Genomic DNA, 24,785 nt, shown 5'->3' with positions numbered 1-24,785 from the left:
AAAAGCACGCACTGTAGCCGTTCCGGCACACGAAAAAGGGCCCCTCCGTCCCGCTTTCGGTACGGAGAGGCCCGATTGACTTAAATCCTGCCCAGTGCCCTGCGAAGCGGGTCGAGACCGAGAGGTCCGAGGTCCAGAGCGTCCCGATGGAACGCCTTGAGGTCGAAATCGGCGCCCTTGCGCTGTTTCGCCTCGGCCCGGGCCTGCAGCCAGATCCGTTCGCCGATCTTGTACGACGGTGCCTGCCCCGGCCAGCCCAGATACCGCTTCCACTCGAAGCGCAGCACGTCCTCCTGCATCCGGGAGTGCGCCCGCAGGAACTCCCAGCCCAACTCCGGTGTCCATCGGGACCCCGGGTGGAAGCCGAACGGGTTGTCCCGCGGGATCTCCAGTTCGAGATGCATGCCGATGTCGATGATCACCCGGGTCGCCCGGAGCGCCTGGCTGTCCAGCATGCCGAGCCGGTCGCCCGGATCGGTCAGATATCCCAGCTCGTCCATCAGTCGCTCGGCGTACAGCGCCCAGCCCTCGCCGTGCCCGGAGCACCAGGCCAGCAGCCGCCGCCAGCGGTTCAGCTGGTCGGCCCGCAGCAGGGTCTGGCTGACCTGCAGGTGATGGCCGGGCACCCCCTCGTGGTAGACGGTGGTCACCTCCTGCCAGGTGGAGAAGACCTGCTGGCCGGCGGGCACCGCCCACCACATCCGGCCGGGGCGGGCGAAGTCCTCGCTCGGCCCGGTGTAGTAGATGCCGCCGTCGCTGGTCGGGGTGAGGCAGCACTCGAGCTTCTGGGCCGGCGGCTCGATGTCGAAGTGGGTGCCGTTGAGCTCGCTGACCGCCCGGTCGGAGAGCGCCTGCATCCAGTCCCGGAACCGCTCCTTGTCCGGGATGATCCGCGCCGGGTCGGCGTTCAGCGCGGCGACCGCCTCGTCCACCGACGCGCCCGGACCGGCGATGACGGCCGCGACGGCCTGCATCTCGCGGGTCAGGCGGTGCAGCTCCTCGAAGCCCCAGTGGTACGTCTCCAGCAGGTCGACCTTCGCGCCGAGGAAGTACTGCGAGGCCAGCGTGTACCGCTCCAGCCCGGCGGCCTCCTTCGCGCGGCCCCGGGGCGCCAACTCCTCGCGCAGGAACCGGCCGAAGTCCGCGGTGGCGGCGGTCGCGGCGGCGGCGCCCCGGCGCAGGTCCTCGGCGAGCCCGCCGGACGCCTGCAACCGGCCGGCCAGTCCGTGGAAGAAGCCGTCCCGGTCCGGGTCGGCCCACGCGGCACACTGGTCGGCGACCGCGGCCAGCTGCACCGACGGGCTGACCACGCCCCGGTCGGCGCCCTCCAGCAGGGTCCGCCGGTACTGCCGCAGCGCCTGCGGGAAGGCGGCCAGCCGGGTGACGATGTTCGCCACCGCCTGCTCGCCCTCGGCCGGCATCAGGTCGAGCACCATCCGCAGCTCGTGCAGGGCGCTGGTGATCACGTTGACCTCGGTGGCCGCGATGCCGCTGTCCAGCCGGGCCAGTTCCAGGCCCAGCCGTTCCTGCATGGCCTCCTTGGCGACCTGCTCGGTCTCGTGTTCCGGCTCGTTCACGTCGAGGTCGTTGAGCGTGCGACGGACCAGTTCGGCCCGGGCCGCGAACCCCTCGGGGGAGAGGTCGTCGGTCTGGTCGTCGTGGCCGGTGATGCCGGCGGCGGTGGCTCCGGTCGGATTCAGCGCAGCCCACTCATCGACGTATCGGTTGGCGAGTTCGTCAATTCTTCCCACGGGCCGACTTTATGGGATGCCGCGGGAACTCAGCGCTCCCCTTTCACCCGTGGGCGGCGGCCCAGGCCAGCAGCCGCTCGGCCGGCCAGGTGTTGACCACCCGATCGGCGGGCACTCCGCACAGCGCCGCCCGCTCGCAGCCGTTGCCGAGCCAGTCCAGCTGGCCCGGGGCGTGCGCGTCGGTGTCGATGCTGAACCGGCAGCCGGCCTCGACCGCCACGGTGAGCATCCGTTTCGGCGGATCCAGCCGGTCCGGCCGGGAGTTGATCTCCACAGCCTTGTCGTGCTCGACGCACGCGGCCAACACCTTCTCCAGGTCGAAGGTGCTCGGTGGGCGGGTCCGGGCGGTCCGGTGGGCGGCGTCCCCGGCCCCGGCGGCGGCCACCTTGCGACCGGTCATGTGCCCGAGCACGTCCAGGTGCGGGTTGGCGATCGCGGTCAGCATCCGCCGGGTCATCCGGGCCGTGTCGTCGCGCAGTCTGCTGTGCACCGAGGCGACCACCACGTCGAGCCGGGCCAGCAGCTCGTCCTCCTGGTCCAGGGAACCGTCCTCGAGGATGTCCACCTCGATCCCGGTCAGGATCCGGAAGCCGTCCGGCAGCTGGGCGTTCAGCGCCGCCACGTGGTCGAGCTGACGGCGGAGCCGCTCGGCCGTCAGCCCGTGCGCCACGGTCAGCCGCGGTGAGTGGTCGGTGAGCACGAAGTACTCGTGCCCCAGGTCGGCCGCGGCCAGCGCCATCTCCTCGATCGGCGACCCGCCGTCCGACCAGTCCGAGTGCACGTGCAGGTCACCCCGGAGCGCCTCGCGCAGCGCGGCCGCCGCGGCCGGCAGGTCGGCCCCCTCGATGCTGAGCAGCCGGCGCAGATAGACCGGCTCCTCGCCGGCCAGCGACTCGGTGACGCACCGGGCGGTCACCTCACCGACCCCGGCCAGCTTGGCGAGCGTCCCGGCCGCGGCGCGCTCGGTCAGCTCGTCGCCGGGGGTGCGGGCCACGGCGGCGGCCGCCGACCGGAACGCCTTGACCCGGTAGGTCGCCTCGTTCGCCCGCTCCAGCAGGAACGCGATGCGCCGCAGGTCGGTGACCGGGTCACGGGATGCCATACCGCCCAGACTAAGTGGAACGGTAAGGGGCTTGCCCGTAAAGATTCACATCGGTAAGGTCCGTGCGCTGTTCAGGGTGTCTTCAGGGGGAAAGTATGCCCACCGCGCTTCGCGCCGCCGTATCGGTCGTCATGCTGGCCGGTTTCTATCTGCTCGGCCTCGCCCAGCTGGTCCTGGTCGGCTGGCTGATCTTCGAGATCTGGCAGCACCTGCACGGGGCGGGCGCGGTCAAGCTCAGCTACCTGCTGCTCGCCGCGGTCGGCGCGGTGCTCGCCGGGCTGTGGCGGGCGATCCGGGCGAAGCCCGGCCACCCGCACGGCCTGATCGTCACCCCCGACCAGACCCCCGAGCTGTGGCACCAGGTGCGCCAGCTGGCCGCCGAGGCCGGCACCCGGGCGCCGGACGAGATCCGGCTGGTGCCCGAGGTCAACGCGGCGGTCGACGAGGAGACCAGGCTGCTCGGGCTGATCGGCGGCACCCGCCGGCTGTACATCGGCATGCCGCTGGTGCAGACCTTCACCGTCGATCAGCTCCGCTCGGTGCTCGCGCATGAGCTGGGCCACTACTCCGGCTCGCACACCCGGCTGTCGGCGGTCACCTACCGCGGTCGGCTCGCCATGCACGAGACGCTGTCCAACGTCGGCTCGTTCAACGTGTTCGGCTGGGTGTTCAAGGCGTACGCCTGGCTGTACCAGCTGGTCAGCAGCGCCGTCGCGCGCCGGCAGGAGCTGGAGGCCGACCTCGCCTCGGTCCGGGTGGCCGGCGTCGACGCCGCCGTCTCGGCGATGCGCGAGCTGCCCGTGGTCGACGCGGCGTGGGACTTCTACTTCGGCCGGTACATCGGTTACGGCTGGGAGCTCGGCTACGCCCCGGACGACGTGTTCGGCGGATTCGCCCAGCTCTACCAGGCGCGCGCCGACGAGCTGGCGGAGATGCGTGAGGCCGAGCCGGACGACGAGACGTCCCGGTGGGACAGCCACCCGGCACTCTCCGAGCGGATCGCCGCGATGCGCGCCGCGCCCCGCACCTCGCACGTGACCGACGGCCGGCCGGCCGCGGTGCTGGTGCCCGCGGTCGAGCTGGCCGGCATGGCGCTGCAGCGCGAGGTCGTCGACTTCGGCACCCGGACCGTGCTGCCCTGGGCCGACTTCACCGCCGCGTCGATGGCGATGCGCAGCCAGAACCGGGCCGATCGGGTGTTCCGCAGCACGGCCCGGCACGCCGGCGTGCCCGAGGCCGGCCTGCCCGAGGTGTTCGGCCTGGTCGAGGCGGGCCGGCTGGCCGACCTGGCCACCGAGTTCTTCCCGCAGGCGACCCGTCGGGAGGCGGTCGCCGAGTTCGCCGACGTGATGGAAACCCTGCTCGGGCTCGCCGCGGTCCGCTCCGGCACGGCCCGCTGGCAGCACTCCTGGTCCGGCCCGGCCCGGCTGGTCGACCAGACCGGCCAGGTGCTCGACCTCGGCGAGATCGCCAAGCTGGCGGTGGTGCCGGAGACGCTGGCCGAGGCCCGCGCCCGGCTGGCCGAGCGCGGCGTGCACGTGGAAGCGGCCCGGGTGGTCGAGGCCAAGGCCACCGGGCAGGGCGCCGACGTGCTCGGCGCGGTGCCGAACGTGAAGCTCGACGGCGGCGAGCACGCCGACCTGATCGTGCTGGACCGCGGCCTGATCTTCGTGCCGGCGCCGAAGTCGACCGACGACGGGGACAAGCGGGTGGGTGTGCTGGTCGCGCAGAACTCGGCGGCCGACCTGGCGGCGCGCTACCGGTACGTCGCGTACGAGGAGGTGTCCACCGTCCGGATCGAGAAGGAGACGCCGATCGGTGCGACGCTGCTGCTGCATGACGGCCGGACGGTGACCTTCCAGGAGCGCTGGAGCTCGGACCGGATGGGTAGGAGCGTCGACGTGCTGCGCAAGATCCTCGGGGAGCTGCAGGAGCGCGCGGACCGCTAGTCTCGGTCGCATGCGGACGATCGACTGGGTGGACGGCGCTGTCGAGATCATCGATCAGACGGCGCTCCCCGGCGAGCTGCGGGTGCTGCGCCTGCACACCGTCGGGGAGCTGATCGCGGCGATCCAGTCGCTGGCCGTGCGGGGTGCGCCGGCGCTCGGCGTGGCCGGGGCGCTCGGGGTGGCGCTCGCCGCCCAGGTGCACGCCGACGATCCCGGGGCGCTGGCGAACGCCGTACGCCGGATCGAAACCGCGCGTCCGACGGCGGTGAATCTGGCCCGCGGCGCGCAACGCGCCGCGGCCCGTCTGCCGTTCGGACCGGCCGCGGTGCTGGCCGAGGCCTGCGTGCTGCGCGATGAGGAGATCGCCGCCTCGGCGGCGCAGGCGTCCCGCGGTGCCGACCTGGTGGCCGAGCTGTGCGGCGACCGGCCCCGGCTGCTCACCCACTGCAACACCGGCGGCCTGGCCGCGGTGACCGTCGGGACCGCCCTCGGCGTGATCGGCGAGCTGCACCGGCGCGGCACGCTGGGCGGCGTGATCGCCAGCGAGACCCGGCCGCTGCTGCAGGGCGCCCGGCTGACCGCCTGGGAGCTCGGCCAGTGGGGCGTCGAGCACCGGGTGGCGGTCGACTCGGCCGGCCCGTTCCTGATGGCCCGCGGCGAGGTGGACGCGGTGATCCTGGGTGCCGACCGGATCTGCGCGAACGGCGACGTGATCAACAAGATCGGGACGTACGCGCACGCGCTCGGCGCCCGCCGGGCCGGCCTGCCGTTCCTGGTGGTCGCGCCGGAGACCACGGTCGACACCGGTACCCCGTCCGGGGCGGACGTGGAGATCGAGGACCGCGGCGCGGCCGAGGTGACCGCGTGGAGCGACGCGGTCAACCCGGCCTTCGACGTCACCCCGCACGACCTGGTCACCGCGATCGTCACCGACCGGCGGGTGATCCGGCTGGACCGGGGCGAGAAGCCCTAGGAGTCCTTCTTCCAGGGCTTGAGCCACGGGGTCTCCGGCCAGCCCTCGGCGGCCGCCATCAGCGGGAAGGCGGTCGCCCCGTCGATCGACTCGCGGATGATGTCGGCGTGACCGGCGTGCCGGGCGGTCTCCTGGATCAGGTGCAGCAGGATCCAGCGGGTGGTGAAGTGGTCGAGGTCCGGCCGGTTCCACGGCACCGAGTGGTCGACCGGGATCCGGTGGTCCAGGCCGAGCTCGGCGACCGCCTTCTCGGTCCGCTCGGCGGCCCGGTCGTACCGCGCGAAGAGCTCCTCGACCGTCTCGTCGCCGGTGAGTACGAAGTTCTCGTGGTAGGCCGCGAAGTCCGGCTTCTGGCTGGCGCCGGTCGCCGTGGCGATCCAGCCCTCCTCGGTGGAGACGCAGTGCTTGATCAGACCGCCGATGCTGAGCGAACTGGCGCTCGCGGTGGCCCGCAGCTGTTCCGGGGTGAGACCGTACGCGGTCAGTTTGAGCGTGTATCGCGCCTGGGTGAGAAAGCTGAGCAGACCGTCCTGCTCACCGCTGATGGGTCCGACCTGACCGGGCATGCCGACTCCTGTACGTCGTGGTTTCTCCGTCGAAAACCACGCTAGAAGCCATTGCGGCCAGTTTCCGGCCGCATGGTGTTCAATTCCGTGCCAACCACGGCGGTGACCCAGCCGCCGCCCCGCCCCAGCGCCAGCAGCGCCCGCACGTCGGCGGTCGTCCGGCCCGGTGAGCCCGGCGTCGGCGGCCAGGCCCGCCGCAACTCCCCGGCCGCCGCCAGGAACGGGATCAGGTCGCCGCCGGCCAGGTCGTCGCGCAGCTGGACCAGGTCGCTGATCACCTGCTGCAGCTCGCGGAGCACCTCGGTGGCGTTGCCCGCACACATCGCGTTGATCAACTCGGCCCGGGTGGCCGCCACCCGGGTGCCGTCCCGGAACGAGCCGGCCGCCAGCGCCTGTCTCAGCGGGCTGCCCGCCAGGGTGGTGGCCAGCGCCGCGGCCAGCAGGTGCGGCACGTGGCTGACCGCCGCGACCGCGTTGTCGTGCTCCACCGCGGTGATCGGCAGCACCCGCGCGCCCAACCCGGTGAAGAGCCCGGCGAGGATCAGCCAGTCGGCCGGATCGGTGCCGTCCGGCTCCACACAGAGCACCCACACGCAGCCCTCGAAGAGCTTCGGGTCGGCGGCGGCGAACCCGGACGCCTCGGTGCCGGCCATCGGGTGCCCGCCGACGAACCGGCGCACCCCGTGCCGCTCGGCGAGCGCCTGGACCGGACCCTTGACCGAGGTCACATCGGTCAGCACGCCGTCGTAACCGGCCAGCTCGGCGACCAGCCCGGGCAGCACCGGCAGCGGGGCCGCGAGCACCGTCACCTCGGTCCCGGCGACCGTGGCCGCGACCGAGCCGGGCACGGTCAGGCCGGCCGCCCGGGCCAGCTCCCGGGTCGCCGGGTCGGTGTCGAAGCCGGACACCTCGTGGCCGGCGTCGCGCAGGGCCCGGGCCAGCGAGCCGCCGATCAGGCCGAGGCCGACGACCGCGATCCGCATGCCGCCGCCCCTCAGGCCTTGCAGTGGTGCGACTTGTTCCAGGCGGCCACCGTGTCGACCGGGCTCTTCTGCCCGTTCCCGCGCCACGAGGCCAGGAAGGAGTACGGCCAGACCACGCCACGCCGCACCTTCCAGTCCCCGGTCTGCGCGCACGGCGGGGAGATGGCGTAGTGCAGGTGGCAGACGCCGTTCGCGTTGCCGGTGTGGCCGACCCTGCCGATCTGCTGACCCGACTTGACCAGCGCGCCGGGCACGATCCCCTTGGTCACCGAGCTCAGGTGCGAGCCGTAGTACCGCACGCCGTCGTTGCCGAGGATCGAGACGAACAGGCCGCCGTTGTACGGCCCGTCGGGCATGCCCTTCCTGAACCTGTCGACCAGGCTGATCTCCAGGACCCGGCCGTTGTCGGTGGCGACCACCGTGGAGCCGCAGGCGGCGAAGATGTCGGTGGCCGGGTAGGCGGAGTGGGTGTCGTGCCAGGCCACGTTCGAGGCGGCCACCGGGAACGTGTACTTCGAGGTGAACATCCAGGCCGGGACCACCCGGGGCGCCGGCGCCGGGGCCGGCCGCGGGGTGACCGCCGCCGACGCGGTCGTCGCACCGGCCACGGCGAGGCCCAGGGCCACGATCATCGTCAACGCTTTTCGCACCGCGACATCCTCGCAGAGACGGATACGCTGTGCGGGTGCACGGTCTCTACGCCGGGCTGCCACCGCGCCCGATCTATCGCGAGCCGCACCCGATCGGTGCCGGCCCGGTGCTCAGCGGCCTGGCGGCCGGCGCGCTCTGGCTGCTGCTGTTCGGCAGCCTCGGCCAGGATCTCACGTCGTACGCGTGGTGGACGATCGGCGCCGCGGCCGCTGCCTGGCTGGTCGCGCTGGTCCTGACCCGGCTCGGCGACCGCGGGGTGGCGCTCGGCGTCGCCTGCTCCAGCGGCATCGGCCTGTCCGTCGCGATGGGGTTCGTGGCCTTCCGGTGGATCGAGACGTTCAACTTCCCGCTGTGGTGATTGCCCCGGTTCGGGATGTGAGTTCGGCCACGATCCGAGAGGTGCCGATCGCCCAGCGCACCGGTTCTGATCATGAGCCGGCCGGCCCTTGACGAACGCCGCCCGGCTCGGCACTCTCGGCACCATGGCCACCTCACCGCAGCGTCTCGACGCGGATCGCTGCCGTCGCCGACTGGAACTGCTGGCGGCCCTGGCCCACGCCAAATCGGTGCGTGAGTCGGCGCCACCGCGGCGGGCCCGCGGCATGCGTCTGCGCGAGCTGATCGCCACCCGTCGCCGTACCACGAACTGATCTCGTTGCGAGAAAGGGCGTGGCGCGTCACGCCCGCCGCCCCACCAGCTACCGTCAGGCGCTGAGGATAAGAACCGCGTTGGGGGAATCGTGTCGATTTTCGCTGCCGCTGTCGCCCGTGGAAAGAACGGGTGGACTGCGTCGGAGCTGGACCTTTCGGGCCTGGCCGACATCGACGAGGTGGTGGATGCGCTCCGGGATGCCGAGCCGGACGCCGGACTGGCGCTGCTGTTCGTCGAGAGCGACGACGAGTACCTCGCGATCCTGCGCCTCGACGAGGGTGAGGACCTGCGGGTCTTCGGGTCCGACTCGGCCTTCGCCGAGGAGTCCCGGATCGGCTCGGTGCTGCTCGGCGAGGTGGAGACGCCGGCGCTCGGCGCCGACGACCTGACCGCCGGCGACACCGCCGAGGACGAGGACGACCGCCCGGCCGCCGACCCGGACGCCGACCCGATCGGCGACGCCGACCTGCTCAACGATCTGGGGGTCGGCGCCCAGCGGCTGCTGGCGCTCTGCGGCCAGGAGGGCATGCTGCCGTCCGACATCACCGCCGAGATCTGCCAGAAGATCGGGTGCGGCGACGAGATGGAGGAGCTGCGCGAGGCGTGATCCGTCGCGAGCGGCACGAGCGGTGGATGCGGCGGGCGCTGTCCGTCGCCTCCTCGTCGCCGGCCGACGTCCCGGTCGGCGCGCTCGTCCTGGACCCGGACGGCGCCGAACTCGCCGCGGCCGGCAACGAACGCGAGCTGACCGGCGACCCGACCGCGCACGCCGAGGTGCTGGCGTTGCGCCGGGCCGCGGCCGCGCGCGGTGCGTGGCGGCTGGACGGCTGCACGCTGGTGGTCACCCTGGAGCCGTGCACGATGTGCGCCGGGGCGCTGATCCTGGCCCGGATCGGCACGGTCGTCTTCGGCGCCTGGGAGCCGAAGACCGGGGCGGTCGGGTCACTCTGGGACGTGGTCCGCGACCCGCGTCTGACCCATCGCGCCGAGGTCTACGGCGGCGTGCTGGAGCCGGAGTGCGCCGAGCTCATGCGCGGCTTCTTCCGCTGAAACCGATGCGGTGGTACGTCGCCGCCGGTGTCCGCCGCGCGTCATCGCGCCCCCTGGGAGCCCGGCGCCGCGACCTCTGCCGGTCGCGGCCCGGTGTTCCTGCTCCCGCCGGCTTCGGGCCCGGGCGTGGTGCCGGCGGCTCCGGGCCCGGGCGTGGTGCCGGCGGCTCCGGGCCCGGGTTCGGTCAGGCGATGATCGTGTCCAGGCCGATCCGGACCATGTTGCTGAAGCCCTGCTCGCGCTGCGCCGAGTCCATCGCCTCGCCGCGCTTGATGTGGTCGCTCACGGTCAAGATGGTGAGCGCCTTGGCGCCGTACCGGGCCGCGATCGTGTAGATCGCCGCCGACTCCATCTCGACCGCCAGCACGCCGTACTGGGCCAGCGAGTCGTACAGGTCGGGCCGGTCGGTGTAGAAGGCGTCGGCGGCCAGGATCGGGCCGACCCGGATCGGGACGCCCTGGGCGGCGGCCGTGTCGACGGCGGTGCGCAGCAGGCCGAAGTCGGCCACCGGTGCGTAGTCGACGAGGCCGTCGAAGCGGGTCCGGTTCATGTTCGAATCGGTCGCCGAGCCGATCGCGGCGATCACGTCACCGAGGTTCAGGTCGAGCGCCAGGGCGCCGCAGGAGCCGATCCGGATGACCGACTTCACCCCGTACTCGTTGACCAGTTCGTGGGTGTAGATCGAGGCCGACGGCATGCCCATGCCGGAGCCCTGCACCGAGACCCGCTGCCCCTGCCAGGTGCCGGTGAAGCCGAGCATTCCGCGGACCTGGGTGTAGCAGACCGCGTCCTCCAGGAAGGTCTCCGCGATCCACTTGGCCCGCATCGGGTCGCCGGGCAGCAGCACCCGTTCGGCGATCTCTCCCGGCTTGGCCCCGATGTGCACGCTCATCCGTTGTCTCCGTCTCGTCGATGATCTCCTGCCGATCTTGCCAGGTCACGGGGGTGCCGGGCGGTAATGGGTGACCCGGCGACGGACACCTCGGGGCGTCCGGTAACGTACTTCCCGGTGGTGTGTCCGAGTGGCCTAAGGAGCACGCCTCGAAAGCGTGTGAGGGTTTACGCCCTCCGCGGGTTCAAATCCCGCCGCCACCGCCATTGAGCAGTGCAAACGCCCGGCGACTCGGAGTGAGCCGCCGGGCGATTTTGTATCTGGTCTCAGTTGCTGCGTAGTGGTGCGTCGGTGTGCCTACGGAAGTTGCGTTCGCCAAGAGTTGACCTTGGCGTCATAAGAGATGATCACAGCGGGTCTGCCTGCTTCCTCGCCAAGCGTCCTTACGAGCAGGCGCAGAGCGGTGAAGGCATCTCCGAGCTGAGAAATCTCCCCCGCAAGATGGTGGTAGGTGGCCTTCCCGTCGTGACTTCCGGTGAAGGCGCGCAGGATGAGGTCACCTGCGTGGAGCGTCGAGTCCGCTCGCTGGCGTTTGTAGTTCCCATCCACGACTTGAAGAGCGGTAATCGTGTCGGCTCGAATGAGCTGACCGTCGGTGGTTTCGATCCAAAGTCCATCGGTGGCTGTCACTCTCTCATCGTGCCCTCAGTGCCGAACCCGTCTCAACCTTCAGAAGCAGACGACCTCCACAGCAGACGCGGCCAGGCCGCCGCCTCTGTTTGTCGCATCAGGGTTTGAATGGGCAGCCGGCGGACACCCTGACGATCTCCAACTCGCCGGTAGCCTGCTTGCGTCGTTGCTCGGCCGTGGGCTCCCAGTGCGGGACGTTGGGATCCCCTCCCTTGACAAGCCGTTCGAAATGAACCCGGCAGTCCGTGCCGTCGGCCGCCTTGCCGCTGCCGCTGCCGACGAACTCCCACGGATCGATTGACAGGCTGGCCGGGCCAGCCGACGTGGTCATCTCCGGCGCAGACACGGCGGCAAGTAGGCCCGGCGTCGAAGGACCGACGTAGACGGCTTGGCTGTAGTAGATCGTCGCCCGCTCGTGCCCTCGTATCTCGATGCTCTTTAGGTACGGACCTTCGACGCTGCCGTCGTCACACGCCGCCACGCCGAGGGTGAGGATGGCGGAGCCGAGAAGAAGCAAACGGGTGATCACCCAAGCACCATAAGAAGGGTGATCAACTCATGTCGATCGAAGATCCGGCGGGCGTGGTCTCAGTTTTGGTCTCGTTCGCCGCCGTTCATGGCTGTTCGCTGGGTCTGTGGATGGCCCTCCGGTGCTGGATCGGGCTCTCTTGTTTTCTCCCGTCACATCCGTCACTCTGTGTGCCCTGATTCCGGATCGTTCGCGCGTACCGCCCCCGCCTAGTCCGAACGGGCGTTCACCATGATCAGCGGCGGTCTTGTAACGCGGAGATGTCGTCGCACGTCAAAGCCTTGAACCACGGTGTGTAGTCAATCGTGGACGGCCCAGCGACATGAGGTGTTGCGCAAGTCACGGCGGCCAAATACACCGGATCAGACAATGCGGTTCCGACCGGGCGGTGAGAAAGATTCACAGAAACGCCCCACCCAGGTTCGTCGATGCCTGTCGTAGATTTGACACGTGAGAGTTGAGCATCACTGGTGGAATGGCGACGTCCGGCTCCAGCGCCGGGACGTCTTCGTCCGCACCGACGGAGACCATTGGGAAGTCGAGGCCCAGCTGGGCGGTCCCGAGGGGAAATCGAAGGTGCAGCAGTGTCCCGGCCGGGCGTCAGCGATGATCCTGGCCGACGCGTGGCGCGGTCCACGCTGGCAGTGGCGCGAGCTGTAAGGCGCGCCAGGAGCCCGGGCTGCGCCGTCGTTGCTTGACTTGTCTCGGCCAGCCTTCACGGACGGGCCGGATCCCACACGGGGTCCGGCCCGTCCGTGCTTTACCGGCAGTTGAACCCTCGGGCAGTCGCCCTTTGGGGCGCTTTGTCCAGATATGCCCGGCGGTCCGTACGGATCTGCTATATGGCAATCAGCGTTGTGTCAAGCCGATGCACGACGCACGTCGAGTCCGATGTGCGCGATTCTGCGCAATCTACCCTGAATATCCATTCACCGGTAGGAAGCGATTGCCATGCGGGCCACCATCACCGAGCACCGGCCTGACGTTGCCGTGCTGCACCTTCGAGGCGAGCTCGACGCGGACACCTCCAACGAGTTGCGTGTCGTGCTCGCCGAACTCCTGGAACGCCCCGTGCCCAGGATCGTGGTGGATCTGACCGAGCTGAAGTTCTGCGACTCGATCGGGTTGAGCACCTTCATCATCAGCAAAGAGGTGATCGTCGCCCGGGGCGGCTGGCTCAGTTTCGCCTCGGCCGATCCGTTCCTGACCAAGCTGCTGCGGACGGTCGGGCTGTCCCGGTACTTCGCGATCTTCCCGGAAGTGGACGACGCGATCGCCGCCGGCCAGCTGTAGGCGGGGCGGCGCGGAAAACGGCGAGGGCCGGCCCGATCGGGGCCGGCCCTCGCCTGCACTGTTTTCGAGCCGGAGCATACGAGACGCGACGAACGTCTCACGCAACGGCATCCCCTAGTCACGGCGCGCGCGAGGGCGGCGTAGGCCGGGTGGACCGGGTCCCCCGGGGCGCGGCGTGCGGGCTCACGGCGTACGCCGGCAATCGGATCCCGGTCGGTCCTGACCGGGCCTGGAAAAACCGAAGGCCGGACCCGAGGGCCCGGCCTTGTGCGGCGGAGGATACGAGATTCGAACTCGTGAGGGTTTTATCCCAACACGCTTTCCAAGCGTGCGCCCTAGGCCACTAGGCGAATCCTCCGGGAGCCAGAGTACGGGGGCGTAAGTTCCCCTTACGCACCGGGGGTCGGATGAGCGGGGCGGCGCGGGGCGGGTAGGCTGACGATCAGCCCCTCGTGCGGCGTCATCCTGTGAACCTCCCCAGGGCCGGAAGGCAGCAAGGATAAGCGGGCTCTGGCGGGTGCACGAGGGGTCCTTTCGTTCCCCCCAGACCGGCACGGTTCCGGCTCGCACCGTCGGGGCATGTCGTTTGTTCTTGTCACACCCTCGACGGAGAATGGCGCGGTCGTCAGGAGGTGGCAGGAGTGGCTCTCGCCCTCTACCGAAAGTACCGGCCGCGGACGTTCGCCGAGGTCATCGGTCAGGAGCACGTGACCGAGCCGCTGTCGCAGGCGTTGCGCAGCGGCCGGCTCAACCACGCCTATCTGTTCTCCGGGCCCCGCGGCTGCGGCAAGACGTCCAGCGCGCGCATCCTGGCCCGCTCGCTCAACTGTGAGCAGGGTCCCACCCCGGAACCGTGCGGCGTCTGTGCCTCCTGCAGGTCACTGGCCAACGACGGCACCGGCTCGATCGACGTGATCGAGATCGACGCGGCCAGCCACGGTGGTGTCGACGACGCCCGCGAGCTCCGGGAGAAGGCGTTCTTCGCCCCGGCCAGCAGCCGCTACAAGATCTATGTGATCGACGAGGCGCACATGGTCTCGTCGGCCGGCTTCAACGCGCTGCTCAAGCTCGTCGAGGAGCCTCCGGAGTATGTGAAGTTCATCTTCGCCACCACCGAGCCCGACAAGGTGCTCGGCACCATCCGGTCGCGCACGCACCACTACCCGTTCCGGCTGATCCCGCCCGCCACCCTGCGGCCCTACCTGCAGCAGCTCACCGAGGCCGAGGGCGTCACGGTCGAGCCGGCGGTCTTCCCGCTGGTGGTCCGGGCCGGCGGTGGCAGCGCCCGGGACACCCTCTCCGTCCTCGACCAGCTGATCGCCGGCGCCGGCCCCGACGGGGTGAGCTACGCCCGCGCGGTCGCCCTGCTCGGCGTCACCGACGTCGCCCTGATCGACGAGATGTGCGACGCGCTGGCCGCCGGCGACGGCGCCGCCGCCTACGAGACCATCGACCGGGTCGCCGAGGCCGGCCACGACCCTCGCCGCTTCGCCTCCGACCTGCTCGAACGCCTTCGTGACCTGATCGTCCTGCAGCAGGTTCCGGACGCGGCCGCCAAAGGTCTGATCGACGGCCCGGCCGACCAGCTCGAGGCGATGCACGCGCAGGCGTCCCGGCTCGGCGCCGCCACCCTGTCCCGCAGCGCCGACATCGTGCACAACGGCCTGGTCGAGATGCGCGGCACCACCGCGCCACGGCTCCTGCTGGAGCTGATCACCGCCCGGATGCTGCTGCCCGGCGCCGACGACTCCACCGGGGCGCTGCTCCAACGGCTGGAACGCCTGGAGAGACGAGGCCCGCTCGACGCCGCCGGGCCCGCCGGGGCGCAGGCCGCGCCCGCCGAGGTACGCGGTGACGACGCCGCGGTCGCGACCGGCTCCGCCGCGGGTGGGGGGCCGGTGCTGGACGGGCCGGGGGGTGCCAAGGCGGCGGCTCTCGCCCTTGCGCGGGGTGCTCGGGGTAAAGCCGGTGGTGCTGCCCGCCCGGTCTCTCCCGCTCCCGCATCCCCGGCTGCGGCTCCCGCTGCTGCGGCCCCGGCTCCCGCTGCTGCGGCCCCGGCTCCCGCTGCCGCGGCCCCGGCTCCCGCTGCCGCGGCTCCGGTCCCGGCTGCCGTTCCTGCGTCGGTCTCCCCGGCTGAGGCGGACTGGAACCGGGTCGCCGACGGGCCGGCCGACGTCGAGGACTACGACGACGCGCCGCCGTGGGACGAGGAGCCTCCGCCGCCGGTCGATCATGAGCCGGTGGTCGCCTCTGCGCCGCTTCCCGCCGAGCCTTCCGGTTCGCAGCAGCCGGCGGCGGGCCCGACCCCGGCGGTTGCGCCGCGGGAGCTTCCCGGGCTGCCGCAGGTGCGTACCGTCTGGCAGGCGTTCGGTCCCAAGCACGACAAGATCCAGGCGATGCAGAACAGCGGCATCGGCATCCACGACGTCGACGGTTCCCGGGTCGTCTTCCTGGCCCCGTCGCAGCGCTATGCCGACCGCTTCCTCACCTATCGCGAGGTGATCATCGCCGAGTTCACCACCGAACTCGGCGGCGACTGGGACATCGACTGCCAGGTCGGCACCCCCACGCCGGAAACCGCACCCCGCAACTCCCCGCCGCGCACCGCCGCGGCCCCCGCCCGGGGCTCGGCAACACCGGCTCGCGACCAGTCCGCCACCGCACCGCGTGACCAGTCCGCCATCCCCCCGCGTGACCAGTCCGCCGCCCGCCGCGCGGCCCCGGAGCGGAACGCCGGCCGCACCGAGTCCCGCCCGTCCCGCCCGCAGCGCACCCCGGCCGACGCCGACGACGACGGGCCACCAGCGGACGCGTTCCCGCCGGAGCCCACCGACGATCCCTACGCCGAGCCCGCCTACACGTCGGCTGTCGGCGGCACCGTCCCGCCGGCGCCCGGCCTCCGGGAGCCCGCGCCGACGAGACCTGCCGGCGCGCCGGGCGATGCCACCGTCCCGGCGCTGGCCGTGCCTGGCGGCTCCGGCGTCAGATCCACCACCGCGCCGACAGCTCCCCCTGCCATGCCGGCAGCTTCGGCCGCCGCGCCCACCGCTTCCACCGTCGCGCCGGCGAATGCGGCGGCTGCCTCTCATGCCGCTCCGGTCAGCGGTGCCCCGGCATCGCCCGCGGCACAGCCCGATTCCGGCGGGTCGTCGACAGGTGTCACCTCCGCCGCCTCTGATTGGCCGGAGCCGGCTCGTCCCGGTTCGCGCCCGTCGCCGCCGCCCGCCGACGATGACTGGCCCGAGCCGGTCAAACCTGGTAGCCGCGCACCCGCAGGCAACTCCGGCCCCTCCGGATCCGCCACGACCGTCGAGGGTCAACCGACCGCACCGGCTTCCGCCGAGCACAGTGCGGTCGGGACTCCGTCCCACCATGTAGCGGGCCAGGTTCACCACGTGGACAGCAGCGGCGCGGCATCCGGCGGCCCGGCTGTCGATGCCGCGGTTGGCGGATCGGCTTCCGGTGCCGTGGTGGGGGGATCGGTTTCGGGAGCCGCGGTTGGCGGGTCGCATTCCGGAGCTGTGCCCGCCGACTCGGATGACGAGCCCGCGGATACCGGTTCGCCGTGGCCCAGGCCGGCCGCGCCCGGGCTTCCGGTGACGATCGCCGCCCCCGCGGTTCCTGATGTGGCCCGTGCCGCGGCTGACCTCAGCATGACGGCGTCGGCACAGGCGGCCGGCCCGGACCGGAGGACACCATCGGCTACCGCAACCGCTGTGTCGGCATCCGCCGCCGCATCCCCGCCCGCGGTGGCGCGTGCCGCGGCGGCGGTGGAGACGCCGGCGGTTGCCCGCTCGGCTGCGATGGAGGCGGCGCGGGCCGCTGCGGCACGAAGCGGGAACGCGACGCCGAGCAGTGGTCTGGCCGCCGCGCGGGCGGCCGCCGCTCGTGGCGGGGGTGGTGCTCCGGTGCGGACCGCTGCCGGTCCGGGGCCGGGGGGCGTCGGCGGCGGCTCCGCGTGGTCGGACGGGACGCCGATCGGTGAGGCGCCCTACGACCCCGAGTACGACGGGCCGCCCGGCGGTGGTGCCGGCTACGAGGGGTTCGATCCGGGGGACGAGCCGCTGGACGAGGTCATCGACGAGAAGACCGCCCGCCAGAGCAGCGAGGAGCAGGCCATGCAGCTGCTGCGCGACGCGTTCGGCGCCGAGAAGATCGGCGAGATGTAGGGCGGCCGTGCGGCCGGAGGGGGACGTTCGCGCGGCGTGGTGGGCGGCTGAGCGGGGTATCGGTGCCGGGCGGCTACGCTGGCGGCGGTTGATTCGCCGGGCCGGCGGCTATTGACGACGGTTCTCGGCGACGAGTGACGACTACCCAGAGGAGCGGTGCCATGCGCCCCGGTGCACAGCCGAACATGCAGCAGCTGATGAAGCAGGCGCAGAAGATGCAGCAGCAGGTCGCTCAGGCGCAGGCCGAGCTGGCCGAGGCGGAGCTGACCGGCACGGCCGGCGGCGGGCTGGTGACGGTGACCGTGACCGGTCTCGGCGAGTTCAAGGCCGTCAAGATCGACCCTAAGGCGGTGGACGCCGACGACGTGGAGACGCTGGAGGATCTGCTGCTCGCCGCGATCCACAACGCCGCTGAGGCGCAGCGGGAGCTGGCCGAGCAGAAGATGGGTCCGGCCACCGGCGGCTTCTCCCTGCCGGGGTTCTGATCCCGTGTACGAGGGTGCCATCCAGGACCTGATCGATGAGCTGGGCCGGCTGCCGGGCGTGGGCCCGAAGTCGGCCCAGCGCATCGCGTTCCACGTGCTTTCCGCGGACCCGGTGGACATCAACCGGCTGTCCACCGCCCTGCGCAAGGTGAAGGAACTGGTCCGGTTCTGCACCACCTGTTTCAACGTGGCGGAGTCCGAGCAGTGCCGGGTCTGCCGCGATCCCCGCCGCACCAACGAGGTGTTGTGTGTGGTGGAGGAGCCGAAGGACGTCGTCGCGATCGAGCGGACCGGCGAGTTCCGCGGCAGGTATCACGTGCTGGGTGGGGCGATCAACCCGTTGGAGGGGGTCGGCCCGGACAATCTGAAGATCCGCGAGTTGTTGCTGCGGCTGGGCACCGGTGAGGTCCGTGAGCTGATCCTGGCGACGGATCCGAACACCGAGGGCGAGGCGACCGCCACCTACCTGGCTTTGTTGATCAAGCCGATGGGTATCGCGGTGACCCGTCTGGCCAGCGGGCTCCCGGTCGGTGGTGACCTGGAGTATGCGGACGAGATCACTCTGGGTAGGGCGTTCGAGGGCCGCCGCGCGCTCTGACGAAACATCGCGTAACCAGGCTGTAACGGGATGCCACCTGTTTGGCCTGGATTGGCCACTTGCGAACCCCTTACGCGGTACCTTCCGTTTGTTCAGCGTCTAGGTCACGGTGACATCACGAGGGAGACACGGAAACATCCGCGTGCGGTCAGTGAGCTTGACCCGGGCACCGCACTAGGTGAATGTTCCTCTCGATGGCGGCCACACCCGCCATCGGGTGCCCTCGTGGTCCCGGCCCGACATGGGCCGGTCGGCCGATGGGGGCCGGCACTCGAGGCATGCGATAACCGATCGGTTTACCGCTCGCAACGTGGGCCATCGTCTCCGGGCCGTGGGGGTCTTCCGTGTACCCACGCGCCGGGCGGCCGTGGACTCTCTGCTGCGCGGTGGCCGGGAGAGGACCGGCGAAACAGATGTCGCTTGGCCCAGAAGCGTCGATCTCTGACGACGCTCCGCCGCCACCGGCCGTTGATGCTGCCGAGACGCGGGGTCCCGCCGAGAAGGCCATCGTCGGGCGCTCCCTCAAGCAGATCGCCTGGCGTCGGCTGAAACGGGACAAGGTCGCGGTTGCCGGTGGCGTCTTCGTCCTCTTCCTGATCGCCGTCGCCTTCCTGGCGCCGCTGCTGGCCAAGTGGTTCGGTCACCCGTTCGACGAGTTCCACGGCGATCAGGTCGACCAGACATTCCAGACGCCGCTCAAGCCGTGGGGCGGCATCAGCAAGGACTTCATCCTCGGTGTGGAGCCGGTGAACGGCCGGGATGTGTTCAGCCGGATCGTCTACGGCGCGCAGACCTCGCTGTCGGTCGCCTTCCTCGCCGCCTTCTTCTCCACGATCCTGGGCAGCGTGTTCGGTCTGGCGGCCGGTTACCTGGGTGGCTGGGTCGACTCGGTGATCAGCCGGGTGATGGACTTCCTGCTCGCCTTCCCCCAGCTGCTGTTCGCGATCGCGCTGGTCTCGGTGCTGCCGCAGTCGTTCCTCGGGTTCGGCAACCGCTGGTCGCGGGTGCTCGTCCTGGTCCTGGTGATCGGCTTCTTCGGCTGGCCCTACGTCGGTCGCATCGTCCGCGGTCAGACCCTGTCGCTGCGGGAGCGCGAGTTCGTCGAGGCGGCCCGCAGCATCGGTGCCCGCTCGCCGCGGATCCTGTTCCGCGAGCTGCTGCCCAACCTGGCCGCGCCGATCCTCGTCTACACGACGCTGATCATCCCCACGAACATCCTCACCGAGGCGGCGTTGAGCTTCCTCGGTGTCGGTATCCCACCGCCGAATCCGTCGTGGGGCGGCATGCTGTCCGATGCTCTGCCGTTCTACGCGGACGATCCGCTCTTCATGATCATCCCGGGCGGCATGATCTTCATTACGGTGCTGGCCTTCAACCTCTTCGGCGACGGCCTGCGCGACGCGCTCGATCCGAAGGCTCGGTAATCCCCCGCGGATCCACGCGGCTCTGCATCAGCCCTTGCATGGTCGGCGGCGTCACCGCCGTTATCACACGAGGTAGGAGAACAAGGTGGCAAATAAGACGAAGGTGATGGTGGCCGCGGCGGCTGCCCTCACGCTGGGGGTGACCGCCGCGTGCGGCGGCTCCTCCAAGTCGGACGACAAGAAGGGCTCCTCGGCCGAGGGGGCGGGCTTCAACGCGGCGGTCACCGGGGTGGTCAACCCGAGTGACAAGGCCGGCGGCACGCTGAACATGTGGACGTCGCAGGCGCCGGACTCGTTCGACCCGGCGATCTCGTACTACGGCTGGACCATCAACATGGCCCGGTTCTTCAACCGGACCCTGTTGGCCTACGACGCCAAGCCGGGCAAGGACGGCCTGAAGCTGGTTCCCGACCTGGCCTCGGCCGAGCCGGAGATCACCGAGGGCGGCAAGGTCTACACCTTCAAGCTGCGCAGCGGCCTGAAGTTCGACGACGGCACCCCGATCACGTCGAAGGACGTCAAGTACGGCATCGAGCGCATCTTCGCGCAGGACGTCGTCCCGGGTGGCCCGCTGTACCTGCAGCAGCTGCTCGACCAGGGCCAGAAGTACCCCGGCCCGTACAAGGACACCGACCCGAACAAGCTGGGTCTCAAGACGGTCCAGACGCCGGACGACTCGACGATCGTCTTCCACCTGGCCAAGGCCGACTCCAGCTTCCCGTACATGCTGGCCCTGCCGGGCGGTGGCCCGGTGCCGCAGAAGCGGGACACCGGCGCCAAGTACGCGCTGAACCCGGCCTCCTCCGGCCCGTACATGTTCGCGCCGGGCGCCATCCAGCCGGGCAAGAGCGCGACCCTGACCCGGAACCCGAACTGGGACAAGTCCACGGACCCGATCCGTAAGGCGCTTCCGGACAAGGTCGTCCTGACGATCACCACGAACGCCGCCGACATGGACGACCGCCTGATCGCCGGCACCGCCGACATCGACGCCGGGCAGAGCGGTGTGCAGACCAAGGCCCGGGCCGACATCCTGCGCGACCCGAAGCTGAAGGCGAACGCCGACGCTCCGAACACCGGCTTCATCCGGTACGCCGCGATGTCGACCAACGTCGCGCCGTTCGACAACGTGGCCTGCCGCAAGGCCGTCATGTACGCCGCCGACCCGACCACGCTGCAGGCCGCCCGCGGTGGCCCGGTGGCCGGCGGTGACATCGGCACCAACATGCTCCCGCCGAACATCCTCGGCTCGGACGTGAAGTACGACCCGTACAACCGGGCGCAGGGCAAGGCGCAGGTCGAGGAGGCCAAGAAGGCCCTGACCGAGTGCGGCAAGCCGAGCGGCTTCGCCACCAAGATTGCGGTCCGGAACAACAAGCCGGCCGAGATCGCCACCGCCACCGCGCTGCAGGCGGCCCTCAAGGCCGTCAACATCGACGCCTCGATCGAGCAGTACGACGGCTCGCTCATCTCGTCCGTCATCGGTGCGCCGAACAACGTGCACAAGAAGGGCTACGGCATCATGATCGCCGGCTGGGGCGCGGACTACCCCAACGGCTCGGGTTACCTGCAGCCGCTGGTCGACAGCCGCTTCCTGGTGCCGAACGGCAACTACAACCTGCCCGAGGTCAAGGACCCGTCGATCGACGGGCTGTTCGACCAGGCCGCCGCGGAGACCGACCCGACCAAGGCCGCCGATCTGTACAGCCAGATCAACCACAAGATCATGGACGGCGCGTTCTACCTGCCGTTCGTGTTCGACAAGGCGCTCAACTACCGCAACCCGCGGCTCACGAACGTCTACGAGCACTCCGCGCTCGCCATGGTCGACTTCCAGGCGTTGGGCGTGAGCGACGGCAAGTGAGCCGTCCTGCCGGTAACGCACCACCAGGTATCTCGAAGGGCAGGTGAAGGCCACCTCCCGGTAGGCGGGTGCCGGTTCCGCGAGGAGCCGGCGCCCGCCGACCGTTCGGCCGAACGTCGTGCTTGCTTACCTCATCCGACGGCTGATCAACGCCGTCCTGACGCTGCTCGCGGTCACCCTGGTGACCTTCGGTGTCTTCTTCATGGTGCCGAAGCTCACCGGTAGTGACCCGGCGCTGCTGTACATCGGCAAGCAGGCCGACCCCGTCGCCGTTCAGGGCATCCGGGAGAAGCTGGGTCTCAACGACCCGGTTCTGGTGCAGTACGGCAAGTTCGTGAAGGGCCTCGTCGCCGGCCGGGACTACACCACCGGCGTCGAGGTCACCCACTGCCCGGCACCCTGCCTCGGCTACTCGTTCAAGACCGACGAGGAGGTCTGGCCGAAACTGCTGGGCGACCTGCCGGTGACGGTGTCCCTGGCGATCGGCGCGGCGATCCTCTGGGTGCTGATGGGCGTCATGTTCGGGGTGATCTCGGCATTGCGCCGAGGAACGTTACTGGACCGGACGGTGATGGGTGTCGCGCTCGCCGGCGTCTCCCTGCCGATCTATTTCACCGGTCTGGTCGCCCTGTCGGTCTTCACCTACAAACTCGGCTGGCTGAAGGACGCGGACTACACCCCGTTCCTGGACAGCCCGGTGGACTGGGCCCGCGGCCTGATCCTGCCCTGGGTCACGCTGGCGTTCCTGTTCGCCGCCACCTACGCCCGGCTGACCCGGGCGAACATGCTGGAGACGCTCGGCGAGGACTACGTCCGGACAGCCCGGGCCAAGGGCCTCGGCGAGCGCACCGTGATCGGCAAGCACGCGCTGCGGTCCAGCCTCACGCCGCTGGTCACCGTCTTCGGCCTGGACCTGGGCGCGCTGCTCGGCGGCGCGGTGCTCACCGAGGCGGTGTTCAACCTGCGCGGTCTCGGTTACGAGGCGCTCAACGGCATCCGGACCAGCGACCTCCCGATCATCCTCGGCGTCACCCTGTTCGCCGCGTTCTTCATTGTTCTCGCCAATCTGATCGTCGACCTGGTCTACGGCATCATCGACCCGCGCGTGCGGCTGGGCTGAGGGGAAGCGAATGTCACGCCCATTCCTCGAGGTCAAGGATTTGACCGTCCGGTTCGAGACCGACGACGGCATCGTGCAGGCGGTCAGCGGGTCGACCTTCAGCCTGGAGGCCGGCAAGACGCTCGGCATCGTCGGCGAGTCCGGCTCCGGCAAGAGCGTCACCTCGCTGGCCCTCCTGGGCCTGCACCGGACCCGCAGCAACGCCAAGGTCGCCGGCGAGATCTGGCTGGACGACAAGGAACTGGTCAGCGCCTCCAACGAGGAGGTGCGGGCGCTGCGCGGCGGCAAGATGGCGATGATCTTCCAGGATCCGCTGAGCGCCATGCACCCGTACTTCACCATCGGGTCGCAGATCGTCGAGGCGTACCGGGTGCACCACCCCGGGGTGAACAAGAAGGTGGCCCGGGAGCGGGCCATCGACATGCTCGCCCGGGTCGGCATCCCGCAGCCGGCGCGCCGCTTCCACGACTACGCCCACCAGTTTTCCGGTGGCATGCGGCAGCGCGCGATGATCGCGATGGCGCTGGTCAACGACCCGAAACTGCTGATCGCCGACGAGCCCACCACGGCCCTGGACGTGACCGTCCAGGCGCAGATCCTGGACCTGATTCGGGATCTGCAGGAGGAGTTCGGCTCCGCGGTCATCATGATCACCCACGACCTCGGCGTCGTCGCCGAGCTGGCCGACGAGGTCCTGGTGATGTACGGCGGCAAGGTGATCGAGAAGGGCCCGGCGGTGGATCTGTTCCAGCGCCCGCAGCACCCGTACACCTGGGGTCTGCTCGGCTCGATGCCGCGGCTGGATCGCGAGGTCCGGGACCGGCTCACCCCGGTCAAGGGCACGCCGCCCAGCCTGATCAACCTGCCTTCCGGCTGCGCCTTCCACCCGCGCTGCCCGTACGCCGGCCGCAACGGCGACCGGTCGTTCACGGAGACTCCGGTGCTGACCGGCGGGGCCCACGCGGTCGCCTGCCACCTGCCGCCGGAGGCGCGCGAAAAGATCTTCCAGGAAGAAGTGGCCCCCAACCTCTGAGCGGGGAAGAGAGAGAACGATGAGCGAGAACCTGCTCGAGGTGACCGGGCTGCAGAAGCATTTCCCGATCACGAAGGGGCTGTTGAAGCGCCAGGTCGGCGCGGTCCGCGCGGTGGACGGCATCGACCTGACCGTGCAGGCCGGCGAGACGCTGGGCCTGGTCGGCGAGTCCGGCTGTGGCAAGTCGACGACCGGCCGGCTGTTCAGCCGGATCCTGGAGCCGACGGCCGGCAAGATCGTCTTCGAGGGTCAGGACATCACCCACAAGTCGGTCGGTCAGATGCGGCCGCTGCGCCGTGACGTCCAAATGATCTTCCAGGACCCGTACTCGTCGCTGAACCCGCGGCACACGGTCGGCTCGATCATCTCGGCGCCGCTGCAGATCCAGGACATCCCGACACCGCAGGGCCTGAAGAAGGCCGTGCAGGAGCTGCTGGAACTGGTCGGCCTCAACCCGGAGCACTACAACCGGTATCCGCACGAGTTCTCCGGCGGCCAGCGGCAGCGCATCGGCATCGCCCGGGCGCTCGCCCTGCGCCCGAAACTGATCATCGCCGACGAGCCCGTCTCGGCGCTCGACGTGTCGATCCAGGCGCAGGTCGTCAACCTGCTGGAGGACCTGCAGAACGAGTTCGACCTGACCTACGTGTTCATCGCGCACGACCTGTCGGTGGTCCGCCACATCTCCGACCGGGTCGCCGTGATGTACCTGGGCAAGGTCATGGAGATCGCGCCGCGCGACGAGCTCTACAAGAACCCGCGGCACCCGTACACGGTCGCGCTGATGTCGGCCGTCCCGGTGCCCGACCCGGTCCGGCGGGACCGCGCGCAGCGCACCCGGGTGCTGCTCACCGGCGACGTGCCGAGCCCGATCAACCCGCCGTCCGGCTGCCGGTTCCGCACCCGCTGCTGGAAGGCGCAGGACATCTGTGCCACCCAGGAGCCGCCGCTGGTGGCGCGGCTCGACGACCCGGAGGGGCACCTGACCGCGTGCCACTTCCCGATCGCGCAGGACGAGGCGGTCGCCGGTCGCACCCCGGCGGCGACCCAGGCCTGAGGGCCACCGCACGA

General features: G+C 70.5%; 24 protein-coding genes, 2 tRNA genes and 1 other RNA gene. 18 read left to right on the top strand and 9 right to left on the bottom strand.

The window, feature by feature from the left end; genetic code table 11:
• Positions 1-80: 80 nt before the first annotated feature.
• Positions 81-1,751, bottom strand: a complete 1,671-nt coding sequence (locus ACSP50_RS40235) for a DUF885 domain-containing protein (protein WP_014695080.1) — start codon at positions 1,749-1,751, stop codon at positions 81-83.
• A 43-nt stretch (positions 1,752-1,794) separates the two neighbouring features.
• A complete protein-coding gene (locus tag ACSP50_RS40230) occupies positions 1,795-2,853 on the bottom strand; it encodes a PHP domain-containing protein (protein ID WP_014695079.1) in 1,059 nt (352 codons plus the stop codon).
• Positions 2,854-2,948: 95 nt separating this feature from the next.
• Here ACSP50_RS40230 and ACSP50_RS40225 point away from each other — a divergent pair, with 95 nt between their 5' ends.
• Positions 2,949-4,802: a M48 family metallopeptidase gene (locus ACSP50_RS40225; RefSeq protein WP_014695078.1), complete on the top strand. Its 1,854-nt coding sequence runs from the start codon at positions 2,949-2,951 to the stop codon at positions 4,800-4,802.
• A gap of 10 nt (positions 4,803-4,812) precedes the next feature.
• Complete coding sequence (gene mtnA / locus ACSP50_RS40220) at positions 4,813-5,775, top strand: S-methyl-5-thioribose-1-phosphate isomerase (RefSeq protein ID WP_014695077.1); 963 nt, start codon at positions 4,813-4,815, stop codon at positions 5,773-5,775.
• Here mtnA and ACSP50_RS40215 read toward each other — a convergent pair.
• From ACSP50_RS40215 to ACSP50_RS40205, 3 genes are read right to left on the bottom strand one after another with little or no spacing between them, the layout of a single operon-like run.
• On the bottom strand, positions 5,772-6,341 hold the full coding sequence (locus ACSP50_RS40215; protein WP_014695076.1) for a DinB family protein: 570 nt from the start codon (positions 6,339-6,341) through the stop codon (positions 5,772-5,774). The two genes, mtnA and ACSP50_RS40215, sit on opposite strands and share 4 nt — an antisense overlap.
• Before the next feature lie 41 nt (positions 6,342-6,382).
• On the bottom strand, positions 6,383-7,324 hold the full coding sequence (locus ACSP50_RS40210) for a prephenate dehydrogenase/arogenate dehydrogenase family protein (RefSeq protein ID WP_014695075.1): 942 nt from the start codon (positions 7,322-7,324) through the stop codon (positions 6,383-6,385).
• 11 nt (positions 7,325-7,335) lie between these two features.
• The gene (locus ACSP50_RS40205; RefSeq protein ID WP_014695074.1) at positions 7,336-7,974 is read right to left on the bottom strand and encodes a M23 family metallopeptidase; all 639 of its coding nucleotides are present in this window, start codon (positions 7,972-7,974) and stop codon (positions 7,336-7,338) included.
• Positions 7,975-8,009: 35 nt separating this feature from the next.
• Here ACSP50_RS40205 and ACSP50_RS40200 point away from each other — a divergent pair, with 35 nt between their 5' ends.
• From ACSP50_RS40200 to ACSP50_RS40185, 4 genes are all read left to right on the top strand, one after another.
• Complete coding sequence (locus ACSP50_RS40200) at positions 8,010-8,333, top strand: hypothetical protein (RefSeq protein WP_231956815.1); 324 nt, start codon at positions 8,010-8,012, stop codon at positions 8,331-8,333.
• An 88-nt stretch (positions 8,334-8,421) separates the two neighbouring features.
• On the top strand, positions 8,422-8,625 hold the full coding sequence (locus tag ACSP50_RS40195) for a hypothetical protein (RefSeq protein ID WP_043513132.1): 204 nt from the start codon (positions 8,422-8,424) through the stop codon (positions 8,623-8,625).
• Between the two features lie 90 nt (positions 8,626-8,715).
• The gene (locus ACSP50_RS40190; protein ID WP_014695072.1) at positions 8,716-9,234 is read left to right on the top strand and encodes a tRNA adenosine deaminase-associated protein; all 519 of its coding nucleotides are present in this window, start codon (positions 8,716-8,718) and stop codon (positions 9,232-9,234) included.
• Positions 9,231-9,677 carry a nucleoside deaminase gene (locus ACSP50_RS40185; protein WP_014695071.1) on the top strand — a complete coding sequence of 149 codons (447 nt, stop codon included), beginning with the start codon at positions 9,231-9,233 and terminating at the stop codon, positions 9,675-9,677. The genes ACSP50_RS40190 and ACSP50_RS40185 overlap by 4 nt, the downstream gene beginning before the upstream one ends.
• Before the next feature lie 184 nt (positions 9,678-9,861).
• On the opposite strand, the gene deoD is transcribed toward ACSP50_RS40185, so the two are convergent.
• Positions 9,862-10,569, bottom strand: coding sequence for a purine-nucleoside phosphorylase (gene deoD / locus ACSP50_RS40180; protein WP_014695070.1), 708 nt, complete (start codon positions 10,567-10,569; stop codon positions 9,862-9,864).
• A 116-nt stretch (positions 10,570-10,685) separates the two neighbouring features.
• Between deoD and ACSP50_RS40175 the strand changes: the two genes are divergently transcribed.
• Positions 10,686-10,775, top strand: a tRNA-Ser gene (locus ACSP50_RS40175).
• Between the two features lie 91 nt (positions 10,776-10,866).
• Here ACSP50_RS40175 and ACSP50_RS42870 read toward each other — a convergent pair.
• Both ACSP50_RS42870 and ACSP50_RS40170 read right to left on the bottom strand, forming a co-directional pair.
• Entirely contained in the window at positions 10,867-11,199 is a 333-nt protein-coding gene (locus ACSP50_RS42870; RefSeq protein ID WP_155123728.1) for a hypothetical protein, read from the bottom strand.
• Positions 11,200-11,296: 97 nt separating this feature from the next.
• Positions 11,297-11,728, bottom strand: a complete 432-nt coding sequence (locus ACSP50_RS40170; RefSeq protein WP_014695069.1) for a hypothetical protein — start codon at positions 11,726-11,728, stop codon at positions 11,297-11,299.
• 450 nt (positions 11,729-12,178) lie between these two features.
• Between ACSP50_RS40170 and ACSP50_RS40165 the strand changes: the two genes are divergently transcribed.
• On the top strand, positions 12,179-12,388 hold the full coding sequence (locus ACSP50_RS40165; protein ID WP_043513127.1) for a hypothetical protein: 210 nt from the start codon (positions 12,179-12,181) through the stop codon (positions 12,386-12,388).
• A 291-nt stretch (positions 12,389-12,679) separates the two neighbouring features.
• The gene (locus ACSP50_RS40160; RefSeq protein ID WP_014695068.1) at positions 12,680-13,021 is read left to right on the top strand and encodes an STAS domain-containing protein; all 342 of its coding nucleotides are present in this window, start codon (positions 12,680-12,682) and stop codon (positions 13,019-13,021) included.
• Between the two features lie 273 nt (positions 13,022-13,294).
• Here ACSP50_RS40160 and ACSP50_RS40155 read toward each other — a convergent pair.
• Positions 13,295-13,379: transfer RNA gene (locus tag ACSP50_RS40155), tRNA-Ser, on the bottom strand.
• An 83-nt stretch (positions 13,380-13,462) separates the two neighbouring features.
• Here ACSP50_RS40155 and ffs point away from each other — a divergent pair.
• The 9 genes from ffs to ACSP50_RS40110 all read left to right on the top strand — a co-directional run bounded on the left by ffs (position 13,463) and on the right by ACSP50_RS40110 (position 24,771).
• An RNA gene (gene ffs / locus ACSP50_RS40150) (signal recognition particle sRNA small type) lies at positions 13,463-13,558 on the top strand.
• A gap of 104 nt (positions 13,559-13,662) precedes the next feature.
• A complete protein-coding gene (locus ACSP50_RS40145) occupies positions 13,663-17,190 on the top strand; it encodes a DNA polymerase III subunit gamma and tau (RefSeq protein ID WP_014695067.1) in 3,528 nt (1,175 codons plus the stop codon).
• Between the two features lie 185 nt (positions 17,191-17,375).
• Positions 17,376-17,675 (top strand): YbaB/EbfC family nucleoid-associated protein, encoded by a 300-nt coding sequence (locus ACSP50_RS40140; protein ID WP_043516425.1) that lies wholly within the window; start codon positions 17,376-17,378, stop codon positions 17,673-17,675.
• A gap of 4 nt (positions 17,676-17,679) precedes the next feature.
• Positions 17,680-18,273, top strand: coding sequence for a recombination mediator RecR (recR, locus tag ACSP50_RS40135; protein WP_014695065.1), 594 nt, complete (start codon positions 17,680-17,682; stop codon positions 18,271-18,273).
• Between the two features lie 413 nt (positions 18,274-18,686).
• Positions 18,687-19,697, top strand: a complete 1,011-nt coding sequence (locus ACSP50_RS40130; RefSeq protein ID WP_014695064.1) for an ABC transporter permease — start codon at positions 18,687-18,689, stop codon at positions 19,695-19,697.
• An 85-nt stretch (positions 19,698-19,782) separates the two neighbouring features.
• On the top strand, positions 19,783-21,561 hold the full coding sequence (locus ACSP50_RS40125; protein WP_014695063.1) for an ABC transporter substrate-binding protein: 1,779 nt from the start codon (positions 19,783-19,785) through the stop codon (positions 21,559-21,561).
• A 118-nt stretch (positions 21,562-21,679) separates the two neighbouring features.
• Complete coding sequence (locus ACSP50_RS40120; protein WP_014695062.1) at positions 21,680-22,681, top strand: ABC transporter permease; 1,002 nt, start codon at positions 21,680-21,682, stop codon at positions 22,679-22,681.
• 10 nt (positions 22,682-22,691) lie between these two features.
• Positions 22,692-23,714: an ABC transporter ATP-binding protein gene (locus ACSP50_RS40115; protein ID WP_014695061.1), complete on the top strand. Its 1,023-nt coding sequence runs from the start codon at positions 22,692-22,694 to the stop codon at positions 23,712-23,714.
• Positions 23,715-23,733: 19 nt separating this feature from the next.
• A complete protein-coding gene (locus tag ACSP50_RS40110) occupies positions 23,734-24,771 on the top strand; it encodes an ABC transporter ATP-binding protein (protein WP_014695060.1) in 1,038 nt (345 codons plus the stop codon).
• Positions 24,772-24,785: the final 14 nt, after the last annotated feature.

Origin of the sequence: Actinoplanes sp. SE50/110 (assembly GCF_900119315.1) — a bacterium.
Lineage (GTDB): Bacteria > Actinomycetota > Actinomycetes > Mycobacteriales > Micromonosporaceae > Actinoplanes.
The sequence above is the reverse complement of the archived record's forward strand: the minus strand, read 5'-3'. Positions and strand labels throughout refer to the sequence as shown.